The organism is Teichococcus wenyumeiae (assembly GCF_003696345.1).
Classification (GTDB): domain Bacteria; phylum Pseudomonadota; class Alphaproteobacteria; order Acetobacterales; family Acetobacteraceae; genus Pseudoroseomonas; species Pseudoroseomonas wenyumeiae.
Genome location: NZ_RFLX01000002.1, coordinates 212440 through 226812, shown reverse-complemented (window position 1 = coordinate 226812; position 14373 = coordinate 212440). Strand labels below are relative to the sequence as shown.

The 14373-nt window shown below is 70.0% G+C and carries 17 protein-coding genes and 1 tRNA gene; 11 read left to right on the top strand and 7 right to left on the bottom strand.

All coding sequences use genetic code 11. The features are described from left to right. Positions 1–51: 51 nt before the first annotated feature. The gene (fixJ, locus tag EBE87_RS04045) at positions 52–660 is read right to left on the bottom strand and encodes a response regulator FixJ (RefSeq protein WP_120639819.1); all 609 of its coding nucleotides are present in this window, start codon (positions 658–660) and stop codon (positions 52–54) included. After that, entirely contained in the window at positions 657–2132 is a 1476-nt protein-coding gene (locus EBE87_RS04040; protein ID WP_120639818.1) for a sensor histidine kinase, read from the bottom strand. The genes fixJ and EBE87_RS04040 overlap by 4 nt, the downstream gene beginning before the upstream one ends. Before the next feature lie 160 nt (positions 2133–2292). Here EBE87_RS04040 and EBE87_RS04035 point away from each other — a divergent pair, with 160 nt between their 5' ends. From EBE87_RS04035 to EBE87_RS04020, 5 genes are all read left to right on the top strand, one after another. After that, complete coding sequence (locus tag EBE87_RS04035) at positions 2293–2937, top strand: helix-turn-helix domain-containing protein (RefSeq protein WP_158600973.1); 645 nt, start codon at positions 2293–2295, stop codon at positions 2935–2937. 12 nt (positions 2938–2949) lie between these two features. Continuing rightward, on the top strand, positions 2950–3126 hold the full coding sequence (locus tag EBE87_RS28935) for a hypothetical protein (RefSeq protein WP_158600972.1): 177 nt from the start codon (positions 2950–2952) through the stop codon (positions 3124–3126). Between the two features lie 52 nt (positions 3127–3178). Beyond that, positions 3179–4255, top strand: a complete 1077-nt coding sequence (ada, locus tag EBE87_RS04030; RefSeq protein ID WP_122139919.1) for a bifunctional DNA-binding transcriptional regulator/O6-methylguanine-DNA methyltransferase Ada — start codon at positions 3179–3181, stop codon at positions 4253–4255. A 72-nt stretch (positions 4256–4327) separates the two neighbouring features. Next, on the top strand, positions 4328–5401 hold the full coding sequence (locus tag EBE87_RS04025) for a tartrate dehydrogenase (RefSeq protein ID WP_120641075.1): 1074 nt from the start codon (positions 4328–4330) through the stop codon (positions 5399–5401). Between the two features lie 300 nt (positions 5402–5701). Further along, positions 5702–6811, top strand: coding sequence for an ATP-grasp domain-containing protein (locus EBE87_RS04020; RefSeq protein ID WP_120641074.1), 1110 nt, complete (start codon positions 5702–5704; stop codon positions 6809–6811). Positions 6812–6874: 63 nt separating this feature from the next. Here the strand turns inward: EBE87_RS04020 and EBE87_RS04015 are convergent, their stop codons facing one another. Both EBE87_RS04015 and EBE87_RS04010 read right to left on the bottom strand, forming a co-directional pair. Further along, positions 6875–7855 carry a hypothetical protein gene (locus tag EBE87_RS04015; protein ID WP_122139890.1) on the bottom strand — a complete coding sequence of 327 codons (981 nt, stop codon included), beginning with the start codon at positions 7853–7855 and terminating at the stop codon, positions 6875–6877. Positions 7856–7986: 131 nt separating this feature from the next. Continuing rightward, positions 7987–8553 (bottom strand): adenine phosphoribosyltransferase, encoded by a 567-nt coding sequence (locus EBE87_RS04010; protein ID WP_120640963.1) that lies wholly within the window; start codon positions 8551–8553, stop codon positions 7987–7989. 147 nt (positions 8554–8700) lie between these two features. Here EBE87_RS04010 and EBE87_RS04005 point away from each other — a divergent pair, with 147 nt between their 5' ends. After that, a complete protein-coding gene (locus EBE87_RS04005) occupies positions 8701–8895 on the top strand; it encodes a DUF2842 domain-containing protein (RefSeq protein WP_120640962.1) in 195 nt (64 codons plus the stop codon). 20 nt (positions 8896–8915) lie between these two features. Here the strand turns inward: EBE87_RS04005 and EBE87_RS04000 are convergent, their stop codons facing one another. Both EBE87_RS04000 and EBE87_RS03995 read right to left on the bottom strand, forming a co-directional pair. After that, on the bottom strand, positions 8916–9671 hold the full coding sequence (locus EBE87_RS04000; protein WP_120640961.1) for a TorF family putative porin: 756 nt from the start codon (positions 9669–9671) through the stop codon (positions 8916–8918). A gap of 215 nt (positions 9672–9886) precedes the next feature. Beyond that, positions 9887–9963 (bottom strand) — tRNA-Pro (locus EBE87_RS03995). 157 nt (positions 9964–10120) lie between these two features. Between EBE87_RS03995 and EBE87_RS03990 the strand changes: the two genes are divergently transcribed. After that, positions 10121–10561, top strand: a complete 441-nt coding sequence (locus tag EBE87_RS03990; RefSeq protein WP_120640960.1) for a c-type cytochrome — start codon at positions 10121–10123, stop codon at positions 10559–10561. A gap of 17 nt (positions 10562–10578) precedes the next feature. Here EBE87_RS03990 and EBE87_RS03985 read toward each other — a convergent pair whose 3' ends face one another. Continuing rightward, the gene (locus EBE87_RS03985; RefSeq protein ID WP_120640964.1) at positions 10579–11250 is read right to left on the bottom strand and encodes a cytochrome b/b6 domain-containing protein; all 672 of its coding nucleotides are present in this window, start codon (positions 11248–11250) and stop codon (positions 10579–10581) included. Between the two features lie 124 nt (positions 11251–11374). On the opposite strand from EBE87_RS03985, the gene EBE87_RS03980 reads away from it, so the two are divergent. The 4 genes from EBE87_RS03980 to EBE87_RS03965 all read left to right on the top strand — a co-directional run bounded on the left by EBE87_RS03980 (position 11375) and on the right by EBE87_RS03965 (position 14333). Next, positions 11375–12352 (top strand): LysM peptidoglycan-binding domain-containing protein, encoded by a 978-nt coding sequence (locus EBE87_RS03980; protein ID WP_122139889.1) that lies wholly within the window; start codon positions 11375–11377, stop codon positions 12350–12352. Between the two features lie 54 nt (positions 12353–12406). Further along, complete coding sequence (locus tag EBE87_RS03975) at positions 12407–13123, top strand: phosphatidylserine decarboxylase (RefSeq protein WP_120641164.1); 717 nt, start codon at positions 12407–12409, stop codon at positions 13121–13123. Further along, positions 13123–14010, top strand: a complete 888-nt coding sequence (locus EBE87_RS03970) for a CDP-alcohol phosphatidyltransferase family protein (protein WP_120641165.1) — start codon at positions 13123–13125, stop codon at positions 14008–14010. Before EBE87_RS03975 ends, EBE87_RS03970 begins: the two co-directional genes overlap by 1 nt. A 125-nt stretch (positions 14011–14135) precedes the next feature. Continuing rightward, positions 14136–14333, top strand: coding sequence for a hypothetical protein (locus EBE87_RS03965; protein WP_120641166.1), 198 nt, complete (start codon positions 14136–14138; stop codon positions 14331–14333). The last annotated feature ends 40 nt before the right edge of the window (positions 14334–14373 follow it).

The window sequence follows — 14373 nt, the reverse complement described above, 5'->3', positions numbered from 1 at the left end:
GCCCGCCGTATCATCCATAACGTTCCTGGCGGCGAAGGGTCTTGACCTGCCTCAAGCCTTCCCGGTGGCGACAAGGACCTGCCGCACCAGATGCGACAGGCTCTGCGCCTCCATCTTCTCCATCACCCGGGCGCGGTGGACCTCGACGGTGCGCGGGCTCATGCCCAGGTCCTGGGCAATGGACTTGTTGGCCTGCCCGGCCACCAGCCCGTCCAGCACCTCGTGTTCCCGCGGCGTCAGGCTGTCCAGGCGGCGGCGGATGTCGTCCTGCTGGCGCGTTTCCGCTTCCCGCGCCCGGCCGGCTTCCAGCGCGCCGCGCACGGCGGCCAGCAGCGCTTCCTCGGCGAAGGGCTTTTCCAGGAAGTCCATGGCGCCGGCCTTCAGGGCGCGCACCGCCACCGGCACGTCGCCATGGCCGGTCATGAAGATGAGCTGCACGGGAATGCCGCGCTGCGCCAGCTCCTGTTGCAGCGCCAGCCCGTCCATCTCGGGCATCCGCACGTCGCTGACGACGCAGGCGCCGGGGGCGGCGACGCGCAGGAAGTCGGCCGCCGATTCATGCAGCACCACCTCATGCCCGGCGGAGGCCAGCAGCAGGCCCAGGGAATCCCGCACCGCCTCGTCGTCGTCGATCACATGGACCGGGGCTTCGGGATTCATGGCGCCACCTCCTCTTCCTCCAGGCCCAGCAGCGTGAAGCGGAAGACCGTGCCGCCGCCGGGGTTGGCCTCGGCCCAGATGCGGCCGCCATGCGCCTCGATGATCGAGCGGCAGATGGAAAGCCCGACGCCCATGCCGCCGCGCTTGGTGGTGACGAAGGGGCGGAAGAGCTGCGCCTCCACCTCCGGCGCCAGGCCGGTGCCGGTATCGGAAACCGAAACCTCGACCATGTCGCCCGCCCGTCGCGCCGTGACGGCCACTTCCTGCCGCGCCAGGCTGTCTACCGCCTCGATGGCATTGCGGATCAGGTTCAGCAGCACCTGCTGCACCTGGATCTTGTCCACCAGCACCAACCCGCAGTCCGGCGCCACATGCAGCGTGGCGGTGGCGCCGCGCTGGCGGGCGCCGATGAAGGCCAGGGCGGTGGCTTCCTCCACCAGCGCGGTCAGCGGCTCGCCCTGCTTCTCGCTTTCCCCGGTGGCGACGAACTCGCGCAGGCGGCGGATGATCTCGCCGGCCCGCAGCGCCTGGTCGGCGGCCTTGCCCATGGCCTCGCCCACACGTGCCGGCTGGTTGCCGGCGGCGAAAAGACGCTGCGCGGCGCTGAGGTAATTCGTCACGGCGGTCAGCGGCTGGTTCAGTTCATGCGCCAGCGTCGTCGCCATCTGGCCCAGCGCGCTGAGGCGGGAGACATGCAGCAGCTCCGCCTGCAATTCCTGCATCTCCTCCTGCGTGCGCTGGCGGTCGGTCAGGTCGCGGATGAAGCCGGTGTAGAGGCGCGCGCCGGCGCGCCGCACCTCGCCCACCGCCAGTTCCAGCGGAAAGGTGCTGCCGTCCCGCCGCTGGCCGGTCACAGTGCGGCCGATGCCGATGATCCGCCGCTCCCGCGTGCGGGCATAGCGGGCGAGATAGCCGTCATGCGCCTGCCGGTGCGGGGAGGGCATCAGCAGGCTGACATTGCGGCCGCAGACCTCGGCGGAAGCGAAGCCGAAGATGCGCTCGGCGGCGGCCGAGAAGGCGCGGATGATGCCGTGCTCGTCGATCACGATCATGCCGTCCGGCACGGTGTCGAGGATGGAGCGTACATGCGCGTCCTGCTCGTCCGGCGCCGGCGGGTCCTCCAGGCGCGACAGCACGCCCAGCAGGTGCAGCGGCGCTTCCTCCGGCCAGCCGGTGCCGGCCAGGCGCAGCCGCAGCGTGGCGCCGCCAGCCACGTCCAGGCTGAGGGCGGTGTCCCAGGCGCCGCCGGTGTCGCGCGCATGGCGCAGCGTGGCACCCACGGGGGTGCGCTGGTTCTCCGGCAGCAGGGACAGGAAGCCCTCCAGCCCCGGCTGTTCCGCCGGCGGGCCGAAGAGCAGCGCCAGCGGGCCGGAGAGCCGCACGCGGTCCGCCCGCGTGTCCCAGGAAAAGGCGCCAAGGCCGGCGGCCTCGACCGTCAGCCGCCAGGCGGTGTCGTCGAGCGGCGTGGTCATGGACAGGCGAAGACCGGAATGCGGCCCATACGTAGAATCCCGGATGGGGAAGACCCGAATAGTCGGAAGCTGTGGCGGCGCGCATTCTCCGCCACACGAGATGCCAGGGGGTTAACCAATGCTGCCGCGCGATGCAACGATCGGGGTCCGGACCGCCGGGATGCCGCTGCCCGCCATGGCCGGAATGGGCCTGGCCGGGATGGCGCTGGTCGGCACCACCGTGACGCTGCGTCGCGACCAGAGCCTCTTCCTGGCGGGCGATGCCGCCAGCCATGTCTACCGCGTGATGGCCGGCTGCGTCCGCAGCTTGGCGCTGATGCCCGATGGCCGCCGCCAGGTGGCCGAGTTCCACCTGCCCGGCGACCTGCTGGGCCTGGATGGGCGGGAGGCGCATCTGCTTTCGGCCGAGGCGGTGGGCGATGCCATCCTGCTGCGCTTCCCCCGCCGGCAGTTGGAGGCCGAGGCGGTGCGCGACCCCGCCGCCGCCCGCGGCCTCTACGACCTCGCCTGCCGCAGCCTGGAGACGGCGCAGCGCCGCTTGATGGTGCTGGGCCGCAAGACGGCGGCGGAGCGGCTGGCCTCCTTCCTGCTGGAGATGGCCGAGCGCACCGGCGGCGACCGTCGCTTCGACCTGCCGATGTCGCGCCAGGACATCGCCGACCACCTGGGCCTGACCATCGAGACCGTCAGCCGCGTCTTCAGCCAGTTCCGCCGCAAGGGGCTGATCGCGCTGCCGACCGCGCAGCGTGTGGAACTGCGGGACCATGACGCGGTAGAAGCAGCAAGCGGTGATTGCGCCGCCTGAAGGAGAGGGGCCATGTCGCTGCTGATCCGACTGCTGCTGGTCGTCGCCACCGCCATCACCGGGGTGCTGGTGGCGGCGGATGCGCCAGGTTTCGCGATCATCACCGGCATGGTCGCGGTGGCGCTGATCGCCGCCGTGGTGCTGGCCCTGGCGCTGCTGTCCTGGCTGCGGAACCGGGATTCGGTTTGAAAGCAGGCGGCGGAGTGAGCGGGCCGGCGGTATGATCCAACCTGGCCGCATCATGACCCAGAACCTCCCCCTTGCCCCCTCCGCCACCGAACTGGACCCGCGCTGGGCCCGGCTGGTGGCGCGCGACGCGGCCGCCGATGGCGGCTTCGTCTATTCCGTGCGCAGCACCGGGATCTATTGCCATCCCTCCTGCGCCGCCCGCCGCCCGGGCCCCGCCCAGGTGCGCTTCCATGCCACAGCCGCCGAGGCCGAGGCCGCCGGCTTCCGCCCCTGCCGCCGCTGCCGCGCCGACCTGCCGCCGCCGCGCCAGCGCCAGGCCGCCGTGGTGGCCGAGGCCTGCCGCCGCCTGGATGCCGCCGAGGACGTGCCGGACCTGCCGGCCCTGGCGCGGGAGCTGGGCCTCAGCCCTTCCCATTTCCACCGCCTCTTCCGCGCCGTCACCGGCCTGACGCCCGGCGCCTATGCCGCTGCTGCCCGCGCCCGCCGGCTGCGGGAGGAACTGCCCGCCGCGCGCACCGTGACCGAGGCGATCTATGCTGCCGGCTATGGCTCCAACAGCCGGGTCTATGAAAGCGCCGATGCGCTGCTGGGCATGACGCCCACCGCCTGGCGCGCCGGCGGGGCCGATTCCACCATCCGCTTCGCCATCGGCGAATGTGCCCTGGGCAGCATCCTGGTGGCGCGCAGCCAGAAAGGTGTCTGCGCCATTCTGCTGGGCGATGAGCCGGAAGCCCTGCTGCGGGAACTGCAGGACCGCTTCCCCCGCGCCACCCTGGTCGGCGGCGATGCCGGCTTCGAGGCGCTGGTGGCCCAGGTAGTGGGCTTCGTCGAGGCACCCGGTACCGGCCTGGACCTGCCGCTGGACCTGCGCGGCACCGCCTTCCAGCACCGTGTCTGGCAGGCGCTGAAAGAGATCCCGCCCGGCGGCACCGCCAGCTATGCCGAGATCGCCGCCCGCATCGGCCAGCCGGGCGCGGCGCGCGCGGTGGCCTCGGCCTGCGCCGCCAATGCCCTGGCGGTGGCGATTCCCTGCCACCGGGTGGTGCGGGGGGATGGCGCGCTGTCGGGCTACCGCTGGGGTGTGGCGCGCAAGCGGGCGCTGCTGGCGCGGGAAGCGGCGGGCGGCTGAAGCCTGGCCACCTTCCTGCCCGGGAAAACAGGGTCTAGAACCTTCGCATAAGCAGCGAAGAGGTCACGTCCCATGTCCCGCACGCATCGCATCGCCGTCGTCCCTGGCGACGGCATCGGCAAGGAAACGGTGCCGGAGGGCCTGCGCGTCCTGGATGCCGCCGCCCGCCGCTTCGGCTTCGACCTGAAGCTGGATCACTACGACTGGTCCTGCGAGACCTACCAGAAGACCGGCCGCATGATGCCGGAAGACGGCCTGGAGCAACTGGCGCAGAACGACAGCATCTTCCTTGGCGCCGTGGGCTGGCCGGGGGTGCCGGACCACATCTCCCTCTGGGGCCTGCTGATCCCGATCCGCCGCAGCTTCGACCAGTATATCAGCTTGCGCCCCTGCAAGCTGATGCCGGGCACCAAGTCGCCCCTGGCCAACCGTGGCCCCGCCGATATCGACTTCTACGTGGTGCGCGAGAACACCGAGGGTGAATATTCCTCCTCGGGCGGCCGCATGTTCCCGGGCACGGAACGCGAATTCGTCACCCAGGACAGCGTCTTCACCCGCCACGGTGTGGACCGCGTGCTGAAATACGCCTTCGAGCTGGCGCAGACCCGCCCGCGCAAGAAGGTGACCAGCGCCACCAAGTCCAACGGCATCACCTTCACCATGCCCTACTGGGACGAGCGCTTCGCCGAGATGGCGAAGAACTATCCCGGCATCGCCACCGACCAGTTCCATATCGACATCCTCTGCGCCCATTTCGTGCAGCACCCGGACTGGTTCGACGTGGTGGTCGGCTCCAACCTGTTCGGCGACATCCTCTCCGACCTCGGGCCGGCGGTGGCGGGCTCCATCGGCATCGCGCCTTCCGCCAACATCAACCCTGAGAAGAAGCACCCGAGCATGTTCGAGCCGGTGCATGGCTCCGCGCCCGATATCGCCGGCAAGCATATCTGCAACCCGATCGGCCAGATCTGGTCTGGCGCCATGATGCTGGAGCATCTGGGCGAGAAGGAAGCCGCCGACGCCATCCTGCGCGCCATTGAGAAGCTGCTGGCCGAAGGCGGCCCGCGCACCCGCGACCTGGGCGGCCAGGCTGGCACCGCGGATGTGGGCCGCGCCCTGGCGGAAGCGGTGGCCAACGGGGCCTGAGCGATATGGGGAACGGGGTGGACGATCCACCCTGTTCCCGGCTGCCTCCGATGGCGCCGCCACCGCGCGAGCCGTCGGAAGCCATGGCTTGTTCAGCCTTGTCCGCATGCAGCGGGGTCCTGAGCCGGCGCCCCTGGGCCTGGTGCCGCAATACAATCCTGGCGATCGCCTGACCCGATCGGGCTAATCCCGAATTGCGTTCTCCTGCCAGCAACAAGCCGGCGCGCAACGCACGATTGCATCTATAGTAATCGGGAGGCTGTGGCGCTCTGTTGCACACGGCTTCGGGAGGGAAAAACAATGCCAGACAAATCTGGCCGCGAAGTCGCAGTGGAAAAAAAGTGCCTGATACTGGCAAGTGGCTCAAGATTGCAGTACCGGACGCTCCGATGTGCGGCGGAATATTTTGGCTCAGTTTACGTTCTAGGATCCAATGAGGCGCGCCCGCTCAGCAGTTCACGCGCCTGCAAGGCCTTCTTCGAAGCGCCGGTCCGCAAGGACAACTTTCAGGATCTGGCGCCCGATCTCATTAACACGATCTGCGCAGACCTGCGGATCGACTACATCCTGCCCAGCGACAGCATCACGACACGCTACCTGACAACAACCAGGGACCATCTCGAACCACGTTGCTTCCCGGTGCCATCCACGGCGGTCTTCGACATTCTGGACAACAAGTTTCTGTTCTCGGAACTGTGCAGGGAACTGGAGCTTCCTTATCCCCGCAGCCATCTTGCCGCGGACGCGGCGGCGCTCACCGCGCTGGCGGAAGCGGGGCAGATCAAGCCGCCAGCGGTGGCGAAGCCCCTCAACAGAGATGGCAGCTCCGGCGTGACGAAGCTGGTGTGGAACTCGGCTGCCGAGCTTTCAAGGCAGGTCGAATACCGCCCCATTCTTGTCCAGGACTACATCTGCGGCACCGATGTCAGCGCCTTCTTCCTCTGCCAGGGCGGCACGGACCTCCCCTGGGTCATCTACCGCAAGGACAACGAGAAGACCGAGTTCCTCGACATGCCGCCGGTCCTGGAGGCCTGCAGGAAGATCAACAGGCATTTCAGCTACGACGGCGTGCTGGGCTTCGACATCCGCGTCTGCCCTGATGGTTCCTTCTACTTTCTCGAGTGCAATCCACGCTTCTGGTACAACATGCATCTCGCGCAGCTCGCGGGGCTGAACTTCGTCGCGCTGGGCTTCGAGAACAGCAACCGCGACGGTCCCGCGCTCAACATCAGGGATGTGTCCGTGGCGCATCTGCGGGCCGTGCCCCGGAAGGTCGCGACGCATTGGGCATTGGACAGGCTGGACTGGAAGATCCTGCGCTACTTTGGCTCCGACCTTGTCTCGAACCTGTGGCTGTTGCAGCAGCGGTTGAGCAAGGCGGGCCGGATGGCGGATGGGCATCATCTCTGACCCTGGCTCGCCGGCCCGGGAGGAATGGCTGCCTCCCGTGGCGGAGGCCGGTCCTGGCAGGCTTCAGCCCGCCTGCCAGGACAGCCGCCGCAGCAGCCATTCCCGATAGGCCAGCACCCCGTCCGGCGAGGGAAACAGCGCCGACATGGCGGTGCGCGCCTCCGCCCCCACCAGGGCGGGCGCGGTGTTCTCCGGCGATTCCTTGGCCTCGTCCTCCTGCCAGCGCAGCGCAGCGCGGCGCCACACTGCCACGAGGTCGGCCGAGGTCAGGGCCGGCAGCACCAGCGCCGCGCGCAGCCGCAGCGCCGCGAAGCCGGCCTGGGCGGCGGCGACCTGAGCCGGGCGGGCCTGGGTCGCCGCCTCGGCCAGCGGCGGCAGGCCGGGAATGTCGCGGCGGCCCGGCGTTTCCAACTCCCGCCAGGGAGTGAGGCCGATGCGGGCGACGCGCAGCATGGGGGAGGGGGTGGCGATGACCAGCGCATCCACTTCCCCCCGCGCCAGCGCCTGCTCCGCCGCCAGGGCGCTCATGCCGAAGACCGGAGTGGCGGGATAGCCGATCAGGTCCAGGCCCAGCAGGGCCGCGGCTTCCGGCGCATCCGGCCCGGGCAGCGCCAGGCGCAACGGGCGGGCGGCGTTGGGGGCCGGCATGGGTCCGCGCCCGGCCAGGATCGCTCCCTGCCAGGAGGCGCAGAGCGGCAGCCAGCCCTCCACCGGGTAGCGGGCCCGGCTTTCCCCGATCAGCCGCGCATGGGCAGCCGAGCCCGGCAGCACCAGTAGGATGCGCCCGTCGGCGCCTTCCAGCGTGGCGAAGCGGTTGGCGGCAGTGACGCCATCGGGGCCGCCGATGGTGGTGCTGTGCAACGCCACCGCATGCGGCAGGCCGCGCACCAGCCCGGCCGCCACCTTGGCGGCCCAGATGGCGGCGGGCCCGCCCTCGGGGCCCGGTAGCAGCAGGGTAGCGGTATCGGCCGTCAGCCTCTGTGCACGGGCGGCGGGGGCGCCCAGCAACGCGGCGGCCAGGGCGGGCAGGGCGCGGCGGGGCATGGGCGGGACATGCCCAGCCCTCGCGGCGGAAAGAAGGCCGTGGCGGGGCGGCGCGCCAGGTGCGGCGCTGCCTAGGTCATAGGCAGCTTCTGCCTGCCGGAGTTGCGGAATCCGGAACCGCCCGCGCATCTTCAGGAATCGTAGGCCGCCAGGGCCTCGAAGGGCGCCTCGAGCCGGGCGCGGCCGTTCAGGAAGGTCAGCTCGATCATGGCGGCGGCCAGCGGCACCTCGGCCCCGGCTTCCTGCAGCAGGCGGATGCCGGCGGCCATGGTGCCGCCGGTGGCCAGAAGGTCGTCCAGCAGCACCACGCGGTCGCCCTTCTTCACGGCATCGGCCTGAATCTCCAGCCGGTCGGTGCCGTATTCCAGGGCATAGTTGTAGCCGATGGTGGCGCCGGGCAGCTTGCGCGGCTTGCGCAGCAGGATGAAGCCCAGGCCCAGCTCCAGCGCCAGCGGCGCCGCCAGCACGAAGCCACGGCTCTCGATGCCGGCCAGCGCCGTCGGCTTATAGGGGCGCACCAGGTCGGCGAGCATCTTGATGGCGGCGTGGAAGGCCGGGCCATCCCGCAGCAGCGTGCAGATGTCGTAGAACAGGATGCCGGGCTTCGGAAAATCCGGTACGGCACGGATATGCGCCTTCAGGTCGAAGGACCCATCAGCGAGAGACCCTCGGGCAGGGGTCGGTCCGGTGTCGGGCATCCACGATCCTCTAGGCTTAAGCGGGGCAGGCAGCCCTTTCGGGCGGGGGGCGGAGACTAAGGCGGCGGGCCCGCCGCCGCAACGCATGGTCGCCCTGCGCCGTTATAGGCCCTTGGCGCCAAGCCTGCCGCCTGCCAAGAGGCTGCCATGTCGCGCACCTCCATCGCCCTGCTGATCGGTTCCATCGGACTGCTGCTCTATCTCGTCCTCGTGCTCTGGATCGGAGACTGGGTGCAGGGCCTGCACTGGGCCCTGCAGGTGCCTTATTTCGTGGTGACCGGCTTCATCTGGGTCTTTCCCATCCGTTCGCTGATCTATTGGGCGGCCGGCATCCGCCGCTGAAGCGGCGCCGGGCACCGGGGTCAGAAGATCTTGCTCAGCGTCACCATGGCGCGGGCCTCGCAGAACTTGGCGCCGCCGAAGCATTCCCGCTTGGACAGGCTGGTATCGTAATAACCCACCGCCAGGGTGATGCCGGCCACAATCTCGCGCGAGGCCACGATCTGCCAGTTGGCGTAATCCGGCGCGCCATAGCGGCGGTTGCGCTCGATCCACTGATAGCCAAGGCGGCCGGAAAGGGTGAAGCCCGCCGGCAGCGAGACATCCGCGCCGCCTTCCAGGTAGAAGGCGTGGCCGCTCTCGAAATAGAAGTTGGGGGACCAGGCGGCGGTGCCCACCAGCTTCAGCGGCGCCACCGTGTAGCTCGCCTTGGCGATGGCCTCGACATAGTTGAAGTCGTAGCTGCCCGGCGCGGCGTGGTAGCCGGGGTAGGTGTAGTAGATGCCGCCGAGATCGAAGGTGGCAGCGCCCGCCTCGAAGCGGTAGCCGGCTGACAGGTCCAGCTCCTGCCGCGCATCGGTGCCAGGGAAGGCCACGTTGGTGGCGAAGGCGCCGAGATAGAACCCGCTGGAATGTTGCAGGTCCACCGTGCCCTGGATGGCCGGGCGGTTGCGGGTCTGGGAAATGCCACGGAACAGGTAGTCGCTGCTCAGCACCGGCGTGACGGTCAGCGTCAGGCCGCTGTCGCCCAGCGGCATCTGCGCGGCGGCGGGCATGGCCATGGCGGCACAAAGGAGGCCCAGGCAGGCAGGCACGGCGGCGGCCAGGGATGGCTTCATGGGCGGATTTCCTTCCCCCGGGGCCTTGTGCCCCTGCGGGTGCCGGAACCTAAGCAACAACCATGCAACGATCCGGGCCAGGGCCCTGTTCCCGCTCCGGGGCGGGCTGAATGTTCCGCGGCTGCCCCGCCGCCCGCCCACAGGCCATGAAAAAACCCCGCCTCCTGCTCCCTCTTTCGAGGGGAGGAGACGGGGCTTACCCATCCGGACCGATTTGGTCGGAGCGAGAGGATTCGAACCTCCGGCCCCTGCGTCCCGAACACAGTGCTCTACCAGGCTGAGCTACGCTCCGCCGTTCCGTCTGGGTAGGCGCGGCGTATATCGCCCCTGCGCGTGCTCGGCAAGTGGGGGTGCGACGAATTCCTGCAATGCGCGAGCCTGGCGCTTCGTGGCAGGCTCACAGCGGCCGCCGCTTCCCCTGGCGGCCGTGAAGGACGGAGACGCGCTGCATGAAGCGACTGTTGCTGCCGGTGGGCCTTCTGGCCCTGGCCCTGGGTGCCGCCGGTTCCGGTGGCGCCTGGGCGCAGGCGGATGTGGTGGGCCAGCGGAAGGAGGAGATGAAGCGCTCCGGCGCGCATCTGGAGGCCATCAAGAAAATCATGGATGCGGGGGAGGCCGTGGGCCCCGTCGCGCCGCGCGCGCAGGAGATGCACGGCTATTTCGCCACCCTGCCCACGCTCTTCCCGGCGGGCAGCACCGAGAACAGCAAGGCGCGGCCGGAAGTCTGGTCGGACCGCGCGGGCTTCGAGAAGGCGGCCTCCAATGCCAGCGAGGCCACCGCCAAGCTCGCGGCCGCGGCCGGCAGCGGCGACAGGGACGCGACGGCGGCGGCCTTCCGGGAAGTCGGCGCCTCCTGCGGCGCCTGCCACCGCAACTACCGCGCGCGCTGAGGCGGCTCGGGCGGGCCTCACCCCAGGCGGGCGAGGCCCCAGACCGCCACCGCCACCACCGCCCCCCAGCCCAGTGCCCGGGTAGGCGGGGCAAGGCGCGGCGCGTGGCGGGCGATATCGGCGGGCAGCCGCTTCACCCCTGTCACCATCGGCCGCACCAGGTCCTGGCGCTTCAGCAGGGCGTAGAGCAGCACCGCCAGGACATGCAGGCCGACGGCCACCAGGATCAGGTTGAAGTTGAAAGCATGGATGGCGGTGGCGCGGTCGCTGGTCTCGCCCGAGACATGCGGGGCGAGGGGGCCGTGGGTCAGGATCTGGTCATCGGCCATCAACCCGGTGCCGGCCTGCAGCAGCAGCAGCGCCAGCATCACCAGCACCATCCAGCCACCGGCGGCATTGTGGCCCATCTCGGTATCGGCCTCCCGCCGTGTCATGTGGCGCAGATGCGCCAGCGCCGCGACCGGCGAGCGCAGGAAGCGGGTGAAGCGTGCGGTGTCCGAGCCCCAGAGTCCCCAGCCGATGCGGAACAGCAGCAGCCCCAGCGTCAGCTCCCCGCTGAGCACATGCAGGTCCATCCGCCCTGTCTCCACCGACCACCAGGAGAGTGCCAGCAGCGCCACGAGCCCCCAGTGCACCAGGCGGATCCAGGGATCCCAGATCTTCACGCGCTGAAGGGAGCGGTCAGGCATGGCGACATCCTTGCCACAGGAGGGAGCGGATTCGCGCATGGAAGCACGGATCGTGCCATCAGGCTTGCTCCGGCTGCTCCAAGCGCCCATTCTTAACGAACCTTAAAGGCAATATTGCGTAGCTATGACCGATCGCATGCGGATGGGCCTTGCGCTGGGTGGGCTGGCCAGCGTGGCCGCCGTCGCCGGCGGCCTATGGTGGCAGGAACGACGGGCTGTGCAGCCTGCCGCGCCCCCCGCTGCGCAGTTGCAGCCCGCCCTGGCCGTGCTGCCGCCCCCCATTGTGCCGGAAGCGCCGGGTGCCACGGAAGCCGGGCCCCGCTTCGATGTCGCGCGTATTGGCGCCAAGGGCGCCGCCGTGGTGGCCGGCCGCGCCGCCCCCGGTGCCGAGGTGGTGCTGCATGACCGGGAGCAGGAACTGGGCCGCGCCCGCGCCGATTCCCGTGGCGAATTCGTCATCCTGCCGTCCGAGCCGCTGGCCCCCGGCGCGCATGAGCTGTCGCTCCGGTCACGCGATGCGCAGGGGCGCGAGCGCATCGGCGAGGAATCGGTCGTGGTGATGGTGCCGGAGGCCGCGGCCACCGCCGCGCCGGTCGCCGTGCTGCTGCCGCAGACCGCTGCGCCGCGCCTGCTGCAGGGCGGCACGCCGGCGGGCGACGGGCGCCTGGGGCTTGATATCGTCGATTACGATGAAGGCGGCGCCATGCGCTTCTCCGGCACCGCGCCGGCGGGCGGCACCGTGCGTGTCTATGTGGACCAGCGCCATGCCGGCGATGCCACCGCCGACCAGACCGGCCGCTGGGTGCTGCGGCCCGAGCCGGTGCCGGCGCCGGGGCGGCATGTGCTGCGGCTCGACCAGGTCGGGCCGCGCGGCAGGGTGGCGGCGCGGCTGGAACTGCCCTTCCAGCGCGATGCCGGCACCACGCCCTCCCTGGCGGCGGACCGCATCGTGGTGCAGCCGGGCAACAATCTGTGGCGCATCGCCCGCGCAACCTATGGCCGGGGCATTCGCTACACGGTCATCCAGCGTGCCAATTCCGATCAGATCCGCGACCCGGCCCTGATCTACCCAGGTCAGATTTTTACGCTTCCCGCCCCCTGATCCGGGGTCTGCCGGTTGTCCGGGGGCCTGCCCCGGACCATAACCAACGGTATCATGGCGCTTATCGAGAGCATCAAGCTGGTCGTTGCCAAGCCGCATCCGGTTGGCAAGCCTTTCATTATCGGCGGCATCGTGGTGGCGGTGGCGGGCGGCATTGCCGTGGGCACCTGGCTGTTCTGGCTGGCCGTGGCCTTCACCGCCTTCTGCTTCTACTTCTTCCGCGACCCCGAACGCGTCGTGCCGATGCGCCCCGGCGTCATCGTCGCGCCGGCCGATGGCCGCGTGACCATGGTCAGCCCGGCGGTGCCGCCGGAGGACCTGGGCCTCGGCCCCAATCCGCGCTGGCGGGTGGCGATCTTCCTCTCGGTCGCCGATGTTCACGTCAACCGCAGCCCCTATGAGGGCGTTGTGACCCGCGTGGCCTATCGCCCGGGGAAATTTCTCAATGCCAGCCTGGACAAGGCGAGTGTGGACAACGAGCGCAACGGCATCGCCCTGCGCCTGCCGGACGGAAAGGACCTGGGCGTGGTGCAGATCGCCGGCCTGATCGCCCGCCGCATCGTCTGCCAGGTGAAGGAGGGCGACCGCCTGGAGCGCGGCGAGCGCTTCGGCATCATCCGCTTCGGCAGCCGCACCGACCTCTACCTGCCGGAGGGCGTCCGCCCGCTGGTCGCCGAGCACCAGCTCATGATCGGCGGCGAGACGGTGATCGCCGAGATGGGCCGTGAAGACTCGCACCAGCCGGTGCTGCACACCGATACGGGATTCTGATGCCGAACGCTGCCCCTGGGGAACATACCGCAGAACCTCGCCGCCGCTTCCGCTTCGCGCCACGGCGGCGCCCCCGCTTCCAGGGGCAGTCCTTCAACAAGCTGATCCCGAATATCATGACCATGCTCGGCCTTTGCGCCGGGCTCATGGCCATGCGCTTCGCGCTCGATGAGCGCTGGGCCCCGGCGGCGGCCCTGATCATCGGCGCCGCCGTGATCGACGGGCTGGACGGCCGCCTGGCGCGGCTGCTGAAGGCCACCAGCCGCTTCGGCGCCGAATTCGACAGCCTGGCCGACTTCCTGTCCTTCGGCGTGGCGCCGGCCATGGTGCTCTACATGTGGACCATGGATTCCTGGCGCGGCATCGGTTTCGTGCCCTGCGTGCTGTTTGCCGTCTGCATGTCGCTGCGCCTGGCACGCTTCAACGCGGCGCTGGATGTCGGACTGGCGCCGAAGCCCGCCTATGCGCAGAGCTTCTTCACCGGCGTCCCGGCCCCGGCGGGCGCGGGCCTGGCGCTGTTCCCGATGTTCCTGTCCCTGGCCTTCGAGGGCTGGGGCTGGCACGGCATGGCGCATGGCGTGCGGCACCCCGCCTTTGTCGGCCTGCTGCTGGTCGTGGTGGCGCTGATGCTGGTCTCCACCCTGCCCACCTGGTCCTTCAAGAACTTCAAGGTGCGGCGGGAGGTGGTGCTGCCGCTGCTGATCTCGGTGGGCGCCTATGCCGCGCTGCTGGTGGGCGAGCCCTGGGCCGCCCTGGCGGCGGCGGGGCTGATCTATATCGGCATGCTGCCCTTCTCGGTGGTCTCCTATATCCGCCTGAAGCGGGAGGCGGAGGCGCTGCGCGAGCCTGTGCCGGCTCCTGACGCTCCCGCCGCCGGAGCTCCCTAGCAGGTACCCAGGCTGCCGGCGCGGGCGGACACATCCTGTTGAGGTCCGCCGCCTAGCCGCGCCAACCGGAAGCAGCCAGAATGCGCCGCCAATGCCAGTCAGGACGATTCCATCAACAGGCTGTCATGCGCCTTCCAGCTTCCGCGAGCTTCCCGCCGCCGCCGCCCGCCAATGATCGCACCGGCCTTGTTCATTGGCCGGCGGATCTGCTGGCGCATGCCCCGGCGCGCCGGCGGTACGCGCCATCGGCATCGCTGCTGGACCACCTGCCGCTTCTGGCCCTGCTGGCGCTGGTCCTCTGGGCCACCGGGTTCCGCTTCTAGTGCGGCCGGTGGGACAGGCGGCTTGCGGCGCATGAACCCG

Bases quoted from the DNA above. Each gene is read 5' to 3' on its own strand.
- EBE87_RS04035 (WP_158600973.1), top strand. From the start codon at position 2,293: ATGCCGCTGCCCGCCATGGCCGGAATGGGCCTGGCCGGGATGGCGCTG.
- EBE87_RS03975 (WP_120641164.1), top strand. From the start codon at position 12,407: ATGGCGCTTATCGAGAGCATCAAGCTGGTCGTTGCCAAGCCGCATCCG.
- EBE87_RS03985 (WP_120640964.1), bottom strand. From the start codon at position 11,250: ATGCCTGACCGCTCCCTTCAGCGCGTGAAGATCTGGGATCCCTGGATC.
- EBE87_RS03980 (WP_122139889.1), top strand. From the start codon at position 11,375: ATGACCGATCGCATGCGGATGGGCCTTGCGCTGGGTGGGCTGGCCAGC.
- EBE87_RS04040 (WP_120639818.1), bottom strand. From the start codon at position 2,132: ATGACCACGCCGCTCGACGACACCGCCTGGCGGCTGACGGTCGAGGCC.
- EBE87_RS03970 (WP_120641165.1), top strand. From the start codon at position 13,123: ATGCCGAACGCTGCCCCTGGGGAACATACCGCAGAACCTCGCCGCCGC.
- EBE87_RS03965 (WP_120641166.1), top strand. From the start codon at position 14,136: ATGCGCCTTCCAGCTTCCGCGAGCTTCCCGCCGCCGCCGCCCGCCAAT.
- EBE87_RS04025 (WP_120641075.1), top strand. From the start codon at position 4,328: ATGTCCCGCACGCATCGCATCGCCGTCGTCCCTGGCGACGGCATCGGC.
- EBE87_RS04000 (WP_120640961.1), bottom strand. From the start codon at position 9,671: ATGAAGCCATCCCTGGCCGCCGCCGTGCCTGCCTGCCTGGGCCTCCTT.
- EBE87_RS28935 (WP_158600972.1), top strand. From the start codon at position 2,950: ATGTCGCTGCTGATCCGACTGCTGCTGGTCGTCGCCACCGCCATCACC.
- EBE87_RS04015 (WP_122139890.1), bottom strand. From the start codon at position 7,855: ATGCCCCGCCGCGCCCTGCCCGCCCTGGCCGCCGCGTTGCTGGGCGCC.
- fixJ (WP_120639819.1), bottom strand. From the start codon at position 660: ATGAATCCCGAAGCCCCGGTCCATGTGATCGACGACGACGAGGCGGTG.
- EBE87_RS04010 (WP_120640963.1), bottom strand. From the start codon at position 8,553: ATGCCCGACACCGGACCGACCCCTGCCCGAGGGTCTCTCGCTGATGGG.
- EBE87_RS04005 (WP_120640962.1), top strand. From the start codon at position 8,701: ATGTCGCGCACCTCCATCGCCCTGCTGATCGGTTCCATCGGACTGCTG.
- EBE87_RS04020 (WP_120641074.1), top strand. From the start codon at position 5,702: ATGCCAGACAAATCTGGCCGCGAAGTCGCAGTGGAAAAAAAGTGCCTG.
- EBE87_RS03990 (WP_120640960.1), top strand. From the start codon at position 10,121: ATGAAGCGACTGTTGCTGCCGGTGGGCCTTCTGGCCCTGGCCCTGGGT.
- ada (WP_122139919.1), top strand. From the start codon at position 3,179: ATGACCCAGAACCTCCCCCTTGCCCCCTCCGCCACCGAACTGGACCCG.